Below are 15,924 nucleotides of genomic sequence, written 5' to 3' on the forward strand. Positions count from 1 at the left end.
TTTTTAAAGAACATCAGCTTTTCGCTGTTTTCGTTACCGTTATTTCGTAACGAGGTGCGCATTATACAGAGGTTTTTTACCGCGTCAACAGCAATTTAAAAACTCATTTCAAATCACTATCAACCCACCCCGCTAAAGGCACTTCCTGATAACTCAACATGTCGTTTCGTTTAAGGAAGCCGCGCATTCTACAGCGATGAGGATTGCGGTCAAGCCCCCATTCGCCACTATTACAATTCTGTTACAAATTGATGATTATTTCTTGAAAGCTGCTTTGAGTCGCAACCATGTTTGCGTCAAGACATTGCCATCCAGATGATAATGCTTATGCAAAGGCTGCTTCACTTCCCAGCTGACTTTGAGGCCTGCCGGAAAAGTAACGAAGTCACCCTTGCCAAAACTGACAGGTGTGCCGCCTACCGGAGTGACCACACATTCGCCATCTAATATATATGCCTGCTCTTGTTCATGGAATGTCCAGTCAAAAACAGACACTTCTTTTTGCCAGGTGGGCCACTTGGCAACACCGAGTGTCTTTAATTGTGTTTCGGCAGGATTATGTTGAACTTGAATTTGCATTTTGCTGCTCCTTATACTGAACCGCGCATTTTATAGGAAGCCATGCTTTAGCACGCATGGTTTTCGATAGTAAAATAGAATTTTTACAAAAAAACAGAGTGCATGATGCGTATCAGCCCGGCAAAGGCGATTGAACTGTTAAAGCGTGGTGAGGTGGTCGCCATCCCGACAGAAACGGTATATGGATTGGCGGCTGATGCACGCAACGAATTGGCCATTGCCAAAATATATGCGACGAAGCAGCGCCCGGCCAACAATCCACTGATTGTGCATATTGCCAGCTCAGCACAAGTGGTGGACTGGGCGAGTGAGTTTCCACCATTGGCACAACAACTGGCACACGCATTCTGGCCAGGACCGCTGACATTAGTATTACCAGCGCGCGCTGAGGTATCGCAAACCGTACGTGCTGGCGAACCAACCGTGGCTTTGCGCGTGCCGGCACACCCGGTGGCACTTACCCTGTTAAAAGATAGCGGTCTGGGGCTTGCCGCGCCTTCTGCCAATAAATACACACAGTTGAGCCCGACCACGGCTAAGCATGTGGAGTCCGGTCTGGGCCATGACATTCCGGTATTGGACGGCGGTGCCTGCCAGGTAGGGATAGAGTCAACCATAGTCAGCGTGCACGGAGACGAGTGGCAATTATTGCGCCCAGGCATGATAGAGGCTGCAGCGATCGCCGCGATTGCAGGCAAACCGGCCACCCAGCAATCGGTGCCAACACCGAAGGTACCTGGCCAGCATTTGCTGCATTATTCGCCACGTACCCCCTGCCTACTATTTGCGTCAATCCCAGCCATGTTGCACTACGCCCAAACCAGGCCAGCAGCCGCTGCGCTGTTGTTTGACAATGCACAGCAGGTGACAGCCAAAGATGTTTACCTGCCGAATAACCCAGCGCAAGCAGCTGAGCAACTCTACGCCGCACTACATACACTGGACACCGCACAGGCTGAGGTGATCCTGATTGAATCGCCACCAGCCAGCCCGGAATGGGATGCATTGCGTGACCGCTTGCAGCGTGCTGCCTACCAGCCCCACGACCAAAACAATTGAGTCTGTGAGGCATGACTGGCACAATATGGTGCATATTTATTTATAGCCTCTGATTAGAACAAGATACACACAATGAAAAATACCTATCAACATTTGATGATCGCTGCCGCCTCTGCCTTATTGTTTGGCTGCGCCAGCTTTGAGTTTCCCAGCATGTTTGACAAAGGCACCAAGGAGATACCGCGCTATGGCAAAGAAGCCATCCATTACCAATGCGACAACTACCAGTCTTTTGGCCTGAAACTATCTGCAAATGGTGACGAAGCCTGGGTCATGCTGCCTGATCACGAAATTGGCCTGGCCAGAGATGCGAGCGATAAGCAGCTTTATCACTATGGCACCATGGATTTGCGCCTGAACGGCGAGCAAACCACGCTGGATGACAGTGATCATTTACACCTCAAAAACTGCAAACCTGCCGAGACCAAAAAGTAAGTAGCTTTTGGCACAAAAAAGCCCTGCAAAAGCAGGGCAAATACATCGGAGGGGAAAACCGAGTCTGTTAAATGCTGACCAAGCCGCCAAACAGGCCAAGCACGCTACCTAAGAGGGGGCCAACCAATGGGATCGCCGACAGGGTACTGACCAAACCGTTGACCGTGCCGCCGGTAGAACTGGTCGCACCGCCCAGCAAACCACCTAACAACGGAATGCCACCCAGCAAACCGGACAGATCCAAGCCCGCACCGCCAGAAACCGCTTCAACTTCAACCTTTTTCAAGTTTTGAATTGCCATTTACTTCTCCTCATTTACGTTATTAATGTGCTCTTTCTAACCATGCAATCCTTGACGACTGCACAATTAACTCGCACCCACCATCACCTTGATTCAAGATAATTCAGACGGTGATATCGCTGCATAACAGCCACATCACAGCAACATAATATTAACTAAAATTAACAATTACGTAAACAGGTTAACGGCCATTGATGTTCAAAGGTTCGACAATCGCCCACAAGCCGACATTGCCCATATTGGCAGCGAGTTTCAATCTGGCCGCACGCAAGGCCGCCAGCGACTTGATATGCTGCTGCCTGGCGCTGGACAGTGCATTTTGCGCCCCCAGCAACTCGATCATATTGCCCACCCCGGCCTGATAACGCCCTTGCGCGACCTGAAACGCCTCTTGAGCATGGCGCACGAGCTCCTCCGTCGCACGCAGATTTTCGCGTTCTGACATCAAAGCGTGATAGCTTTTCCATACCTCCAGCGAGACCTGTTGCATGATGCGATTCAGTTCTGCCACGCGTGTTTGACGCTCTGCTTCGGCAGATTGCATCTGATAGCTACGCGAAAACCCTTCAAATAAAGGCATATTCAGCTGCAAACCGACGGTGGCCGTGGTCGAGTACACACTACTGGCCGGAAAGTTTGCCAGTTGCTGATAGCCCATCTGATCCGAACGACTCAATTCAGTATTAAGGTTTAAGGTTGGCAGTCCTTCTGCACGCACAGCCTTCATATTTTCTTCAGCGGCCTGTACTTTAGATTTCGCGGCAAGAATGGCCGGATGCGATTCGAGGGCCTGTTGGATCAGCACATCCACCCGGTTAATAAAATCCGCCTGCTCCAGCGGTTGGCTGCGTTTTAACAGCTGAAAGGGGGTATTGGCCATTAAGCCCATGGCGGCGGACAACGTGCCATGGGCATTTCTCAGGTCGCCTTCGGCTTTGATTCTATCTAGCCGTGCTTGTGCATAAGCGGTTTGCGCTTGTAACTGGTCGGTGAGTAAACCGACACCAGCCTTGAATTTGGCCGTTGCCGCGGCCAGGCTCTCCTTGGCCAACGATTCGGCATCCTCAAAAGCCGTCAAGGTGACCTGTGTGGTCAGGTTGTCGAAATAAGCCTGGGCAGCGGTGATAAACACTTCTTGCAAGGCAGCATCATGCGCAGCATTGGCGGCATTTAATAAGGCCTGTGCCTGACCAAGCTTAGCCGAGCGCTGCCCTAGGTCAGCCAGCAACCAGCTCAAGCGCAGGCTGGCCGTGCGGTTAGTAATGTTATTGTCCTGGTCCAGCGAAGAGAACAATGAGTTTTCAACGTGATTTCTCACTTTGGCCGTGCCTGCCGTGACATTGATACGCGGTAAATAATTGGACTTTTGTACCGCCACTTGCGCGGCCTGCGCTTTGGCGATGGACCAGGCCTCGGCACTGCGTGGACTATTACATAAGGCCTGCTCAACCACATCAAGCAGTGTCAGCGGCCGTTGCGGCAAGGCCGCGGCACAGGGGGCTAATTCAGATTCAGCCGCTGTCGTTAACATCTCTTTGGCCGGGCTACCGGCGACGCGCCCCTGGAACTCAGTAAAGTCGGTCAATTGCAGTGCCATGGCGCTGACTGGCAATACAAGCCCCAGCACCCAGCATAATGGCAATGCCTGGCGCAAAGATACGTTCATGCGCCTGCCACCGCCGTCATATGGACTTTACCCGCCACCATCACAATCACGCGCTTGGCCGAAGCGATGGTCTCGGGCCGGTGCGCTATAATCACGCGCGTCATATCTAGCGCCTGTATGGCCTGGTTGACCATGGCTTCACGCGCCACATCTAGGTGGCTGGTTGCTTCGTCGAGGAACAGGATTTTGGGCTTTTTATATAAAGCGCGTGCCAGCAGGATGCGTTGTTTTTGCCCGCCAGACAGCGCTGCGCCCATATCGCCGATCAGGGTATTAAAGCCCATGGGCATGACGGCAATTTCTTCATAGACTGCCGCCTTGCGCGCACATTCTTCCACCCACGCCATATCAACTTGCTGATCAAAAAAGGCAATATTGTCAGCAATCGAGCCTGCAAACAGCGCATCGTCCTGCATCACCGTACCGACCATATTGCGCAGATGCGACAAGCCCAGTTTGGACAACGGTTGCCCGCCCACCAATATCTGCCCTTCTTTAAAAGGGCGCAGCCCGAGCATAATGCTCATCAAGGTCGACTTACCGCAACCAGAAGCGCCGACAATGGCCACCGATTCGCCTTCAGCAATCTCAAGGTCAACACCATCCAGCACCCAGGGCTCGCCATCCGCATAACGGTAACGCAGGCCCTGAATCACAATATTGGCAGGCAGTTTTTCAATCTCCTGCTTGCTCATGGTATCCACAACTTCAGGCTCTTGCTCGGCCAGGGCAATATCCGCCAGGCGCTCACCTTGCAAATGCAACATACGCATCTCAACCATGCGGTCAATCAGGCCGCTCACGCGCGTCACAAACTGGTCTTTATAGGCAATAAAAGCCAGCAAAACCCCAATCGTGAACGCACCATCCATCACCAATTTGGCGCCCAGCCAGATAATGAGGATACGTTCCACACCGAATAACAATCCATTCAGCAAGCGATACATCACCTGCAACTTTTGCGTACGTAAGTCAGCATTCACTTGCTCGACAAACAAGCCTAACCAGCTACTCCTGCGCTCATCTAATCGCTGAAATAATTTAAGCGCACGCACACCGCGCACGGTTTCAATAAAATGGGTTTGCTGTTTGGCGGCATGCACAATTTGCTCTTCGGTCGCATTGCGCAGGGGCCGAAACCAGGCCCAGCGCCCGAGGCCATACAACAGCATGGCACCGATGGCGATCCAGGCCATGGTCGGGCTATACAAAAACATCATGGCCAAGGTCGCCACCGTCAAGACACCATCCAGAATGGCTTCGACAAAGGTGCTGGTCAGCGTATGCTGGATTTGATCAATAGCGCCAAAGCGCGACACCACATCGCCCAGATGCCGCTTTTCAAAAAAGTCGACCGGCAAGCGGATCAAGTGCGCAAATAAATTGGCCCGCCATTGCACGTTGAGCGTGGTAGACATATGCATGATGACCCAGGCGCGCACCGTACTAATGGCCTGCTGCATGAAGACCAGCAGGCCAAAGCCAAGTGCCAGCGTGGTGAGCAAATCCCGGTCTGCCGACACCAGCGCATGGTCAACGACCCATTGCATATAAAACGGCGACACCAGCGCAAACACCTCCAACGCCAGCGCTAACAGCAACACCTGCCCCAGCGAACGGTAAAGGCCAGTGACATGCCCCATCATGTCACGCAATTTCACGCTTTGTTTAAAGGTCACCTGCTTAAAGCCTGGGTTGGGCCACAACTCGAGCGCAACCCCCGTAAAGGCAGCCGATACCTCCTCAAAGGTCAGCTTGCGTATACCCATGGCAGGATCATGAATCACCACATGACGCGCGCCCACTTCTTTCAACACCACAAAGTGGTTGAAATTCCAGTGCAAAATGCACGGCCGCCGTAAATCTTTCAGATCTTCGAGCTCCAGCTTGACCGGGCGTGTGGTAAAACCCACGGCTTGCGCCATGCCCATCAGGTGACTCAGGGTCGTGCCCTTGATTGAGATCAGGAACAATCGGCGCATGGTCGCCAGGTCGGTGCGAAACCCATGATAGTTTGACACCATGACCAGGCAGGCCAAGCCGCACTCGCTGGCCTCGGTTTGTAACGTGATAGGCAGCGTACGCCCCAGACCAAAAGACAGCTGACTAAGAAAAGACATGACTCACTTTCGTTTCCATGGCTACAGCTTGCCAGTCAAACTAATTAATGGCTCCAGCACCCACTCATACAAGCGCCGACGTTCGAGCATGACGTCAGCATCCAGCAACATGCCTGGCTGCAAAGGCTGCTTGACGCCATAAGCGACGATGGCTTGCTGGTCTAGCACGACTGAAATACGGTAATAAGGCTCACTGCTTTGATTATTGCCAGACAGATTACCCATGGTAAAAATCTCACTGGCTGGCAACGCGGTCCTGGATACTGACACTACTCGACCAGTGGCCTGGCCAAATTTCTGGTAGGGATACGCCTGGTAACGCAAACGCACTGGCACACCGGGGCGGACGAACCCCACGGCGCGGCTGGGTGCAAACAAATGCGCTTCCAGCCTGGCGCCGCGCGGCACAATACTCAGCAGCGGCCGACTGCTTTCGACCGCCATGCCGACATTTGTAACGACGGCAGTGGCCGTGCCGGACTCAGGCGCACGGATCACCAGGCGCCGCTTGGCTTCGCTTTCGGTCAGTTGTTGATTCACACTGGACACGCTGCGCTCCAGTTGCGCAATCTGGTTTTGATGCTTCGCGCGTAGGCTGGACAACTCGTCCTGACGGGCAAGCACATCACGTTGCATGCGCACCTGTTCGCGCGCCATGGACTCTAGCCGCGAAGACTGCTCTATCCAGTCCTCTTGTTTTTGCTGCGTTTGCTCACGTGAAATATAGTTTTTCTCCAGCAATCCCTGATAGCGCTGATACGCCTCTTCGCTCAATGTCACGCGCGTCTGCTGCGCTTTATATTGTGCTGCCAGCCGGGTCAGCTCTTCCTGAATCCCTAGCAGACGTGACTGCAATGCCTGTTGTTCATCATGCTGTTGCAGCCTGGTTTTGACGATTTCGTCGCGCAGCGATTGCCGTTGTTGGGTATGTTGTGCGCTGATGGAGGCCTGCACAGAACCCTGCGCATCAGAATAACGCTCACTGGAAAGCACAAACAGGATATCGCCCTGCTTCACCAGCTGCCCTTCCTGCACTTTCTTTTCAACCACCAGCCCTAATTGCGGCGCATAGACTTTCAGTAAGCCAGTTTCTGGCACCAACTGCCCCATGACCGTACTACGCTTGGTATAAGTCGCACACGCCATAAACAGCACCACAATCACCGCAAAAACGATGGCCATACCGGTGAGCAACAAGTAACTGACAGGACGCACCAGCAGGATAGTGCCCAGCCAATGGTTTTTTTGTGCGTTGAGCGCAGCGTGACGGAATAAAGGCTGATTGGCCATGACGGTAGATGCCAGCGACGGAGATTACACCTGGTAAATTGAGATAATATTTATTAACAAACCAGCGAATTATAGGGGTGTGACAAATTCAATGTCAATCTATGTTAAGAAAAACATCGCCACCAAGTCGGACAGTACACATGCTGATTGCAAGGCAGGCTAACAGCACCCTGCGGATAAGCCAGCATCCGCCATTCCCACAAAACAACTCAAGCCATTGATTTTTATAACTTAATTTTGTGGCACACATTCTGCAATTAAACATTATGGAACGTGACCTCATCACGCCTGCGCGTGATGAGGACGACTGATATCCATTGATAACCGAATGACTAATCTCAGAGTGAATACATGAAAAACAAACCTACCCTTCACAGCCTGCACCGTATTTCTTTATTAACCAGCCTAGCCCTGCTCAGCAGCCAGACATTTGCCGAAGCCACCATACAGCGCAATGACAACCAGTTCATTAATATCGGCATTGCCTCACGCGTCAGCTTTAGTTCGATTAAAGACGCCGCCCCCAGTGGTAAAGACCGTTCTAATGACTTTGAAGTGGAAGAAGCGCGTTTATATACCAACGGCAAACTGCACGAAAACGTCTCGTTTGAATTTAACTTTGCCCGCAATACGGCAGACGACAAAATAGAGTTACTGGATGGTCACCTGGGCCTGGAGTTCAACAATTACGCCAATTTCTGGATTGGCCGCTTTTTGCCAGCCGCCAGCCGCGCCTCTGCCGTTGCGCCCATGTATTCGACCACGTTTGACTTCCCTATTGCCGAGCAAGGCTCTTACCAGTTTGGCGGCCGTGACAATGGTGCTGTCTTCTTTGGCTCAGACAGCAGCAATGCCTTTAAATACTATGTCTCGGCCACCAATGGCCGTCAGGGCGGCTCTAACCAGGCTGACAACCTGTCTTACGCCACACGCCTGCAATACAACTTCTGGGATACCGAGCCTGGCTTTTACAATTTATCCAGCTACGACGGCAAGAAGTCCATCCTGTCGGTTGGCGGTTCGTATCGCTACCAGAAAGATGGCACCGGCACCATTTTGAATAAAGGCGATTCCAAGTATTGGAACCTGGATGCGCGACTGGAAAAGCCGTTGAGTAATGGCGCTGTGCTGGGCGCGGAGGCCTCATATTACAACTACGATAACGACAATACCGGTGATACCGTATTGCCGGAAGCCAAAGGCTTTTTCATCAACGGCAGCTATACGTTTGCTGACAAAGTGGGTATAGGCAAATTCCAGCCCAAAGTGATTTACCAGGAATTCAACAATGACACCACTGGCCTCGACCGCAAACGTATTGATGTGGGTGTAGGCTATTTAATCGACGGCGACAGCAACAAGCGTATTGATGTGTTCTACTTCAGGGAAAATCGCAACAACTTGCCGGATATTGACGGCATTAAAGCCATTTTCCATGTCGCACACTTCTTCTAAGCCTTTGTTCAGACAATAAAAAACGGCCTGCAAGGCCGTTTTTTATACTGCTGCAATACTTATTTACCAGCTTTTCTTCTGGCGGCAAAGCCTACCAGGCCTAAACCAGCCATCAACAAGCCATAAGACTCTGGCTCAGGGACAGTGGTCACGGACAAGTTTTTAACACCCCAGCCCTCATCACCCAACCCTTGTGGAATGGCACTGGCGTAACTGAAAGTCAGGTTATTGCTACCTAATACCAAAGTGACTGGCAGTGTAATGGTCAACGAGCCGCCGTTATTAAAACCGTTGTAGACATAATTTGACACGTAACTTGCGTCACCTTGAGTAATCGTGATCGGACCACCATCACCACCCAGGTTAAAGCTCGCAGAAAACACAGCGCTGCCGTTCACTGACAGGGTGAAATAGTCTTCATAATTGTTATCTGGAAACCCATCCAGCGTTGCGTAACCAATCAGGTCAAATGAAACGGTCCCAGCCGTCGCAGCCGCATTAAACGAATAGTCTACAGCGGCCGGACTGGCCAAAGCAGTACCATCAAAGTCATAAGCCATGGCCATCGGCGTCATGAAGGACGTGATTGCAATAAATGAAAAAGCACTAGCAAGTTGTTTTAGCATCGAAAGCTCCCAAAGTGTTTACAGTTAGTTTTATATAATTGCAACAAATATGTTACACAATTTATTACTAAATTGTAACTACCTGAATGGGTCATGCATTAGCGGCCACCCAGATAAGCGTCACTTAAGACCTGGCTGCTGGCAATGGTTTGCGCATCGCCGTGGTGGGTGATTTGCCCGCTTTCGAGCACATAAGCATAGTTGGCATAACGCAACGCCACGGTGGCATTCTGCTCAGCCAGTAAAAAGCTCAACCCTTGCGCCTGCTGTAGCTGATGCACAATCTCAAAAATTTCTTCGACAATCTGTGGTGCCAGACCCATAGACGGCTCATCGAGCAAAATCAGCTTCGGATTAGCCATCAGCGCACGGCCGATGGCGACCATCTGCTGTTCTCCGCCTGAGGTATATCCCGCATAGTTTTTGCGCAGTAATTTGAGGCGTGGAAAAAAGGCATAGACCCTTTCCAGATCCTGTGCCAATGCCTTACTGGAAGGCCGGCGGATAAATGCGCCGGTCAGCAGGTTTTCTTCCACGGTTAAATGCCCGAAGCAATGCCTGCCCTCCAGCACCTGTACCAGGCCTTGTGCCACCAACTGACGTGGTGTGGCTTGGGTGATCTCCTTGCCGCCATAGACAATCTTGCCTTGCACGACTTCTCCGCGTTGCGCCGGTGCCAGGCCGGAAATTGCTTTCAGGATAGTGCTTTTACCGGCGCCATTCGCACCCAGCAACGCAACGATAGACTGCCGCCCGACTTGCAGTGAAATATGTTTAATGGCAAAAATGACCTTTTCATAGATCACTTCAATATCATCCAGTTGCAACAGCGGCTCACTCGCCAGATTTATTTTTTCATGTGCTTGTGACATCACAATCTCCTCAATTCGATCGCGTCGGCAATCTATGCACAGTGCCCACGACATCAAACTGCACATGCACACCGCCTAAGCGATGTGCATGTCTGTTTTAAACGTTGCCGAACAATTTATTTGGCAGCAACTTCTTCTTTGCTGCAATCACGCGGCGTGATGCCTTTTTCCTTGGCATACTCGTGTGAAGACTTTTCAATAATCGGGCGCAACAACTGGCGGTCGGCCTGTACCCACTCTGAAATCACTTTCCACTTGCTGCCATCCCATTGCTGGAAGCGCACCGCACCACCACCTTCATGGTCAGCGCAACTGAGTTTCAATGGCTGCACCAGGCCCAATGCACCCAGTTCTTTCAAACGCTGGTCGTCAAGTTTGATGTTCTCAAAGCCCCAACGTACTTCTTCACCGGTGAGCGGACGTTTGCCAAATTTGGCTTGTGCCACGCGCACGGCTTCGACGTTCAAAATGCCGTTGACCACGCCCAGGTTGTAATACACATTGCCAAAGCGTTTAGGGTCTTGCAGATTGCCTTTGCCAGCTTTAATCACATATTGGTTAATGCCCTGCAATACCGGGAAGCTGGTGCCAGAAGGATGGGTGGTAATCGAGATAAACCCTTTGGCCGCATTGCCTGCAGGCGCCGCGTCGTCTTCGGAGTTGCTCCAGATGTTGCCGATGATATGGTCAGCCGGGAAGCCAGTCTTTTGTGCGGTCTTCAAAGCCACTGGGTTCATCACGCCCCAGCCACGCAGAATCACCCAGTCTGGTTTAATACGGCGGATGCTCAGCCACTGTGACTGCTGCTCGTTGCCTGGGTGCGGCACTTCAATCAGCGTCAACTCAAAGCCATATTTCTTCGCCAGCAGTTCCAGAATCGGGCTGGTTTCCTTGCCGTAAGGTGAGCCGTGATACAGCGTGACGATCTTCTTGCCTTTGAGTTTATCGAGGCCGCCAGATTGTTGGGCGATGTAGTTCACAATCGCCGACACTTCGCTGTAAGGATTCAATTGCAGCGGGAAGGCATACGGAAACACGCTACCATCGGTGGAGTCGGTACGACCGTGGTTAATGGTAATCAACGGCAATTTGTCAGCGGTAGAACGATCCAGCGTGGCATAAGCAATGCCTACAGACAGTGGATTGGTCGCCGCCGCTGGTGCGCCGTTCAAGCCTTTTTTCAGGCGCTCGTAGCACTCGACGCCTTTTTCCACCACGTATTCAGTTTCGCACTCGCTCCAGGTGAATTTCACACCGTTCACGCCGCCGTCTTTGGCATTGACGTATTGCAGGTAGTCAATAAAGCCACCAAAAAAGCCGGAGCCACCCGCGGCATAAGGCCCGATGCGGTAACTCTGTAACGGAAAATATTGCTCATTGGCGGCCTGCACTTGCGTGCTCACACTGCTCACTGCCAAGCCGAATGCTAGCCATAGCCAGCGATGTTTAGCTAAAAATTTCACTCTAAAACTCCTTATTAAAAATATAAAAACAGCCACTAATCGTTTTTAGTTATATAAAAGTCCGTATTAAGCGTTCAACACATGAAAAGTCTCCTTTATTCGATGGGAATGAACGGCCTAAAAACGCAGCGGCCAGACCCGCAACCGTTGCTTGATGGTTTGCCAGACTTGGGCCAAACCATTGGGTTCTTTGATCAGGAAAAAGATAATCAGCGCGCCAAAGATCATTTTCTGGAAATTCTCTAGCTGCCCTGGGTCTATAGACCCAGCCAGCAGGCCAGAAGACAAGTTGGAAAGCAAGATAGGAAACAGCACAATAAACGCCGCGCCGAGAAAACTACCCAAGATGCTGCCCATGCCGCCGATGATAATAATGAACAAAATCTGGAAAGAACGAGATAGATCAAAGCCATGTGGCTCAACCGTCCCCAGGTAAGTGAATGCCCACAACGCGCCAGCAATGCCCAGGTAAAATGAACTGATGGCAAACGCTAACAGTTTGGTTTTGGGCACCGAAATACCGATGACGGCAGCGGCAGTATCCATATCACGCACGGCCATCCACTTTCTGCCCAACTCGCCGCTGACAATGACTTTTGCCAGCACGCCGAATGCCAACACCACGGTTAATGTCAGCAGGTAGCGGCCGACGGGCGAACTCAAGTCGGTGCCTAATAGTTGCAACGGCGGTGCCGTAATGACCCCAGAAGAAGAGTTGTTCGAAAACCAGGAGAAGTTGGTGAATACCCATTGCACCAAAAACTGTGCCGCCAGCGTAGATACAATCAGGTAAAAGCCTTTGATACGCAAACTGGGTAAGCCAAACAGCAAGCCCACGCCCCCCGCAGTCAAGCCACCTAGAATCAGGCTGGCCACTAGGGGCAAACCTTCAATGCGCAGATGAAAGTTATAGGTGGCAAACGCGCCCACGGCCATAAACGCAGCTGAGCCTAGCGACAACTGCCCGGCATAGCCCGTGAGCAAGTTGAGGCCCAGGCCTGCCAGCGACAGCACCAGGAAAGGGATGAGAATGGCGCTAAACCAGTAATCATTGCCGATGACAGGCACCAGCAGAAACGCGAATGCCAGCAATGCCGCAAACGCCCGGCGCTCCTGCTTAAGCCTGAAAAAGCGCTTATCCTGCTGGTAAGCGGTGACAAATTGTCCGGATTCTTGATACAGCATAGTGTTGATACCTGCGCCTTATTTACACACGTTCTATAGCTTTGTCGCCAAACAACCCATATGGCCTGACCAGTAAAAACAACATGGCCAGCACATAGGGAAACCAGTTTTCGATACCGCCACCAATGAGTGGCCCGATAAACACTTCGGCCAGTTTTTCGCTGGCACCGACGATCAGGCCGCCAACAATCGCACCTTCAATCGAAGTGAAGCCGCCGATGATGAGCACCGGCAAAGCTTTAAGCACGATGAGCGACAGTGAAAATTGCACACCCACGCGCGCCCCCCACAACATACCAGCCACCAGCCCGACAAACCCGGCCACCGCCCACACAATCAGCCATAAGCGCTGCAGATGTATGCCGACCGCCAGCGCGGCCAACTGGTCGTCAGCCACGGCGCGCAAGGCAATGCCAATACAGGTTTTATTGAACAAAAAGCCCAGCAACAGCACCAACCCACCCGCAATCGCGGCGGCAAACAGGTCAAACTGAGACAGCAAAATGCCAAACACTTCATAAGGCTCATCGTTAATGCCGATATCCAGCGCATGTACTTGCGCGCCCCACACCGCTTGCGCCAGGCCCTCAACGATATAGCTCAATCCCAATGTCGCCATAAACAAGGTGATGGGTGAGCGGTTGACCAATTTACGCAAGACCAGCAATTCAATCAGCCATGCCAGCAGCGCCATGGTGATCAAGGTGATGACAAACGCGCCCCAAAACGGTACGCCTCGCTCCAGCAAGCTGACAAAGGTCAGTGCGGCAAACAGCACCATAGAACCCTGGGCAAAGTTGAACACACCTGAGGCCTTATAAATCAGCACAAAACCAATCGCCACCAGCGAATACATGACGCCAGCCAGCAAACCACCCGTGAGCACCTCGAGAAAGAAATTCATTTGTTATCCTTAGGCAGTTTCGCCATGCGCGGTGCCCAGGTAAGCGGCAATCACTTCTGGGTTGGCACGCACTTCATCAGGCGAACCGTCACCGATTTTTTTGCCATAATCGAGCACCACCACATGGTCAGACAGCGACATCACCACGCCGATATCATGTTCAATCAGCACGATGGTGGTGCCAAATTCGCGCTGGGTCTCGACGATAAAGCGGCTCATCTCGGCTTTTTCATCGGTATTCATACCTGCCATCGGCTCATCCAGCAGTAGCAATTCCGGCTCGGCCGCCAGCGCTCTCGCCAGCTCCACACGTTTTTGCAAACCGTAAGGCAAGCCGCCAACAATGCTGTTGCGCCAGGGTTGTAGTTTCAAAAACGCAATCACACGCTCTGCCTTTTGCCGCTGACTGACTGCGTCAGCCGGTGCGCGGCCGAGATTGAACACCTGCTCCAGCCAACTGCTCTTCACTTTAAGGTTGGTGCCGGTGAGCACGTTATCCAGCACCGACATGCCCTTAAACAAGGCAATGTTTTGAAAGGTGCGCGCCACACCGCGCCTGGCGGCCCATTGCGGATGCATGGTGGTGCGGGATTCGCCCTGATAAGTGATACGCCCCTCATCGGCTTTGTAGACACCGTTAATCACATTCAGTAATGAACTCTTACCGGCGCCATTGGGGCCGATCAAGGCGCAGATTTCACCTTTTTTCACGGCAAAGCTGATGTTGGTGATGGCTTTCACGCCCTTGAATGACAGTGAAATACTGTCCAGCACCAAGAATGGTTGTGCGGCTGCTGTCATATGGCTGACCTCAATGCTTTCAAGCCAAAGTAGTGACCAAGGTCTGGTGACTGTTGCGGAATCACTTGCAACTGGCTGGTTCGCCAAACGGACTCTTCTGGCCAGGCGCGTACCCGAATACCGATAGACAAAAAGAACTGCTCCGCTTCAGCCGACAAAGGTTCGCCGACCAATAAAGGTACGCGCGTGCGGCGCAAGCCAAGCACGTCTTGCAAGGGCAGAATCACCAGCCACTTTGCAACTGTGGATAACACCGGCAGCCGTTTTTGCGCAATCCGTAACGCCCAGGCCACCAGTAAAAAATGCCAGCTATTGGCGAGCGGCCAACGCGATTGCGTGAGCGCATATAAACGCTGGTAAGTCGCTGCCGTGCCCGCCACCAGCGTAGGCCCCAGCTCCCGCCGGTCGGTGTCGCGGGTGGCCAGGTTTTCGGGGAAGTTCAGCGTAAAACCGGCCAGCAACCACGGCGACAGCAAATACCGGGCATGGCCACTAGCAGCAAATGCCCGCGCCGCCAGCGCTTGCTCCTGGTCGCTGAGTGCTTCCTGTGCGACCAGTTGCCGACCGTTATTCAACAACTCGGCATGGCTTAACTCGCGATACTCCAACTGATACCCATCACTCAACCGGTAAAAACGGAACGCAATATCGTTAGTGCCCGCCACACTGCCCAACGCAGGCAACGCCTCGTCAATGGCACCCGTCATGATCTGGCTGTATGCCTGTATGGCCGGATGGCGATAATCCGCCAGGCCGCGGGCATCCGCATAGATCACCAGTTGTACATCTGGTTTGGCGGCCAATACCTGGTCAACCTGAGCCTGCGCTTCTGCAAACACAAACTTGGGCCGCAGTGTATGCAGCAAATCCAGCAACTGCGGTTCTGCGTAGGCAGGATCCAGCAGCGCAGACACGCCGCCTAACCAATGCGCTGCCAGCGAAAGCAACAAAGCCTCTGGCCTGGGCTCACTGAGCAAAAATAGCGTATCGCCCTTGCTAAAACCTTGTTGCTGCAACAGCCGTGCAGCACGCAACACGGCATCATGCGCGGTCTGCCAGTTGATTTGCTGCCAGATACCCAGTTGTTTGTGGCGGATAGCCACTCTGGCTGGGCGCTCTCGCGCCTGCCAGGCTAACCAGTGTGGTAATGTCTCAGCGGCCATAGGGT

At 52.4% G+C, this 15,924-nt stretch carries 15 protein-coding genes; 3 read left to right on the forward strand and 12 right to left on the reverse strand.

All coding sequences use genetic code 11. The annotated features are described in order from the left end of the window. Positions 1-255: 255 nt before the first annotated feature. A complete protein-coding gene (locus INP79_RS00005) occupies positions 256-579 on the reverse strand; it encodes a cupin domain-containing protein (RefSeq protein ID WP_194752429.1) in 324 nt (107 codons plus the stop codon). Between the two features lie 102 nt (positions 580-681). Between INP79_RS00005 and INP79_RS00010 the strand changes: the two genes are divergently transcribed. Next, positions 682-1,638 carry an L-threonylcarbamoyladenylate synthase gene (locus tag INP79_RS00010; protein WP_194752430.1) on the forward strand — a complete coding sequence of 319 codons (957 nt, stop codon included), beginning with the start codon at positions 682-684 and terminating at the stop codon, positions 1,636-1,638. 72 nt (positions 1,639-1,710) lie between these two features. Continuing rightward, positions 1,711-2,073 carry a hypothetical protein gene (locus INP79_RS00015; protein WP_194752431.1) on the forward strand — a complete coding sequence of 121 codons (363 nt, stop codon included), beginning with the start codon at positions 1,711-1,713 and terminating at the stop codon, positions 2,071-2,073. Between the two features lie 67 nt (positions 2,074-2,140). Here the strand turns inward: INP79_RS00015 and INP79_RS00020 are convergent, their stop codons facing one another. The 4 genes from INP79_RS00020 to INP79_RS00035 form a co-directional block, all read right to left on the reverse strand. Continuing rightward, a complete protein-coding gene (locus INP79_RS00020; protein ID WP_194752432.1) occupies positions 2,141-2,374 on the reverse strand; it encodes a hypothetical protein in 234 nt (77 codons plus the stop codon). 181 nt (positions 2,375-2,555) lie between these two features. Beyond that, positions 2,556-4,040 carry a TolC family protein gene (locus tag INP79_RS00025; protein WP_194752433.1) on the reverse strand — a complete coding sequence of 495 codons (1,485 nt, stop codon included), beginning with the start codon at positions 4,038-4,040 and terminating at the stop codon, positions 2,556-2,558. Beyond that, positions 4,037-6,160 (reverse strand): peptidase domain-containing ABC transporter, encoded by a 2,124-nt coding sequence (locus INP79_RS00030; RefSeq protein ID WP_194752434.1) that lies wholly within the window; start codon positions 6,158-6,160, stop codon positions 4,037-4,039. The genes INP79_RS00025 and INP79_RS00030 overlap by 4 nt, the downstream gene beginning before the upstream one ends. A gap of 21 nt (positions 6,161-6,181) precedes the next feature. After that, the gene (locus INP79_RS00035; RefSeq protein WP_194752435.1) at positions 6,182-7,450 is read right to left on the reverse strand and encodes an HlyD family secretion protein; all 1,269 of its coding nucleotides are present in this window, start codon (positions 7,448-7,450) and stop codon (positions 6,182-6,184) included. A gap of 351 nt (positions 7,451-7,801) precedes the next feature. On the opposite strand from INP79_RS00035, the gene INP79_RS00040 reads away from it, so the two are divergent. Further along, positions 7,802-8,905, forward strand: coding sequence for a porin (locus INP79_RS00040; protein ID WP_194752436.1), 1,104 nt, complete (start codon positions 7,802-7,804; stop codon positions 8,903-8,905). Positions 8,906-8,964: 59 nt separating this feature from the next. On the opposite strand, the gene INP79_RS00045 is transcribed toward INP79_RS00040, so the two are convergent. The 7 genes from INP79_RS00045 to INP79_RS00075 all read right to left on the reverse strand — a co-directional run bounded on the left by INP79_RS00045 (position 8,965) and on the right by INP79_RS00075 (position 15,919). Further along, positions 8,965-9,531, reverse strand: a complete 567-nt coding sequence (locus tag INP79_RS00045) for a PEP-CTERM sorting domain-containing protein (protein WP_194752437.1) — start codon at positions 9,529-9,531, stop codon at positions 8,965-8,967. A gap of 98 nt (positions 9,532-9,629) precedes the next feature. Beyond that, the gene (locus INP79_RS00050; RefSeq protein ID WP_194752438.1) at positions 9,630-10,403 is read right to left on the reverse strand and encodes an ABC transporter ATP-binding protein; all 774 of its coding nucleotides are present in this window, start codon (positions 10,401-10,403) and stop codon (positions 9,630-9,632) included. A 116-nt stretch (positions 10,404-10,519) separates the two neighbouring features. Further along, entirely contained in the window at positions 10,520-11,866 is a 1,347-nt protein-coding gene (locus tag INP79_RS00055) for an ABC transporter substrate-binding protein (protein ID WP_194752439.1), read from the reverse strand. A 117-nt stretch (positions 11,867-11,983) separates the two neighbouring features. Beyond that, positions 11,984-13,051, reverse strand: a complete 1,068-nt coding sequence (locus INP79_RS00060; protein ID WP_194752440.1) for a branched-chain amino acid ABC transporter permease — start codon at positions 13,049-13,051, stop codon at positions 11,984-11,986. A 22-nt stretch (positions 13,052-13,073) separates the two neighbouring features. Continuing rightward, positions 13,074-13,955: a branched-chain amino acid ABC transporter permease gene (locus tag INP79_RS00065; RefSeq protein ID WP_194752441.1), complete on the reverse strand. Its 882-nt coding sequence runs from the start codon at positions 13,953-13,955 to the stop codon at positions 13,074-13,076. Positions 13,956-13,964: 9 nt separating this feature from the next. After that, complete coding sequence (locus INP79_RS00070) at positions 13,965-14,756, reverse strand: ABC transporter ATP-binding protein (RefSeq protein WP_194752442.1); 792 nt, start codon at positions 14,754-14,756, stop codon at positions 13,965-13,967. Next, positions 14,753-15,919: an AMP-binding protein gene (locus INP79_RS00075; RefSeq protein ID WP_194752443.1), complete on the reverse strand. Its 1,167-nt coding sequence runs from the start codon at positions 15,917-15,919 to the stop codon at positions 14,753-14,755. The genes INP79_RS00070 and INP79_RS00075 overlap by 4 nt, the downstream gene beginning before the upstream one ends. Between the last annotated feature and the right edge of the window lie 5 nt (positions 15,920-15,924).

This window comes from Methylophilus sp. QUAN (assembly GCF_015354445.1).
GTDB lineage: Bacteria > Pseudomonadota > Gammaproteobacteria > Burkholderiales > Methylophilaceae > Methylophilus.

Bases quoted from the DNA above. Each gene is read 5' to 3' on its own strand.
- INP79_RS00005 (WP_194752429.1), bottom strand. From the start codon at position 579: ATGCAAATTCAAGTTCAACATAATCCTGCCGAAACACAATTAAAGACA.
- INP79_RS00010 (WP_194752430.1), top strand. From the start codon at position 682: ATGATGCGTATCAGCCCGGCAAAGGCGATTGAACTGTTAAAGCGTGGT.
- INP79_RS00015 (WP_194752431.1), top strand. From the start codon at position 1,711: ATGAAAAATACCTATCAACATTTGATGATCGCTGCCGCCTCTGCCTTA.
- INP79_RS00020 (WP_194752432.1), bottom strand. From the start codon at position 2,374: ATGGCAATTCAAAACTTGAAAAAGGTTGAAGTTGAAGCGGTTTCTGGC.
- INP79_RS00025 (WP_194752433.1), bottom strand. From the start codon at position 4,040: ATGAACGTATCTTTGCGCCAGGCATTGCCATTATGCTGGGTGCTGGGG.
- INP79_RS00030 (WP_194752434.1), bottom strand. From the start codon at position 6,160: ATGTCTTTTCTTAGTCAGCTGTCTTTTGGTCTGGGGCGTACGCTGCCT.
- INP79_RS00035 (WP_194752435.1), bottom strand. From the start codon at position 7,450: ATGGCCAATCAGCCTTTATTCCGTCACGCTGCGCTCAACGCACAAAAA.
- INP79_RS00040 (WP_194752436.1), top strand. From the start codon at position 7,802: ATGAAAAACAAACCTACCCTTCACAGCCTGCACCGTATTTCTTTATTA.
- INP79_RS00045 (WP_194752437.1), bottom strand. From the start codon at position 9,531: ATGCTAAAACAACTTGCTAGTGCTTTTTCATTTATTGCAATCACGTCC.
- INP79_RS00050 (WP_194752438.1), bottom strand. From the start codon at position 10,403: ATGTCACAAGCACATGAAAAAATAAATCTGGCGAGTGAGCCGCTGTTG.
- INP79_RS00060 (WP_194752440.1), bottom strand. From the start codon at position 13,051: ATGCTGTATCAAGAATCCGGACAATTTGTCACCGCTTACCAGCAGGAT.
- INP79_RS00065 (WP_194752441.1), bottom strand. From the start codon at position 13,955: ATGAATTTCTTTCTCGAGGTGCTCACGGGTGGTTTGCTGGCTGGCGTC.
- INP79_RS00070 (WP_194752442.1), bottom strand. From the start codon at position 14,756: ATGACAGCAGCCGCACAACCATTCTTGGTGCTGGACAGTATTTCACTG.
- INP79_RS00075 (WP_194752443.1), bottom strand. From the start codon at position 15,919: ATGGCCGCTGAGACATTACCACACTGGTTAGCCTGGCAGGCGCGAGAG.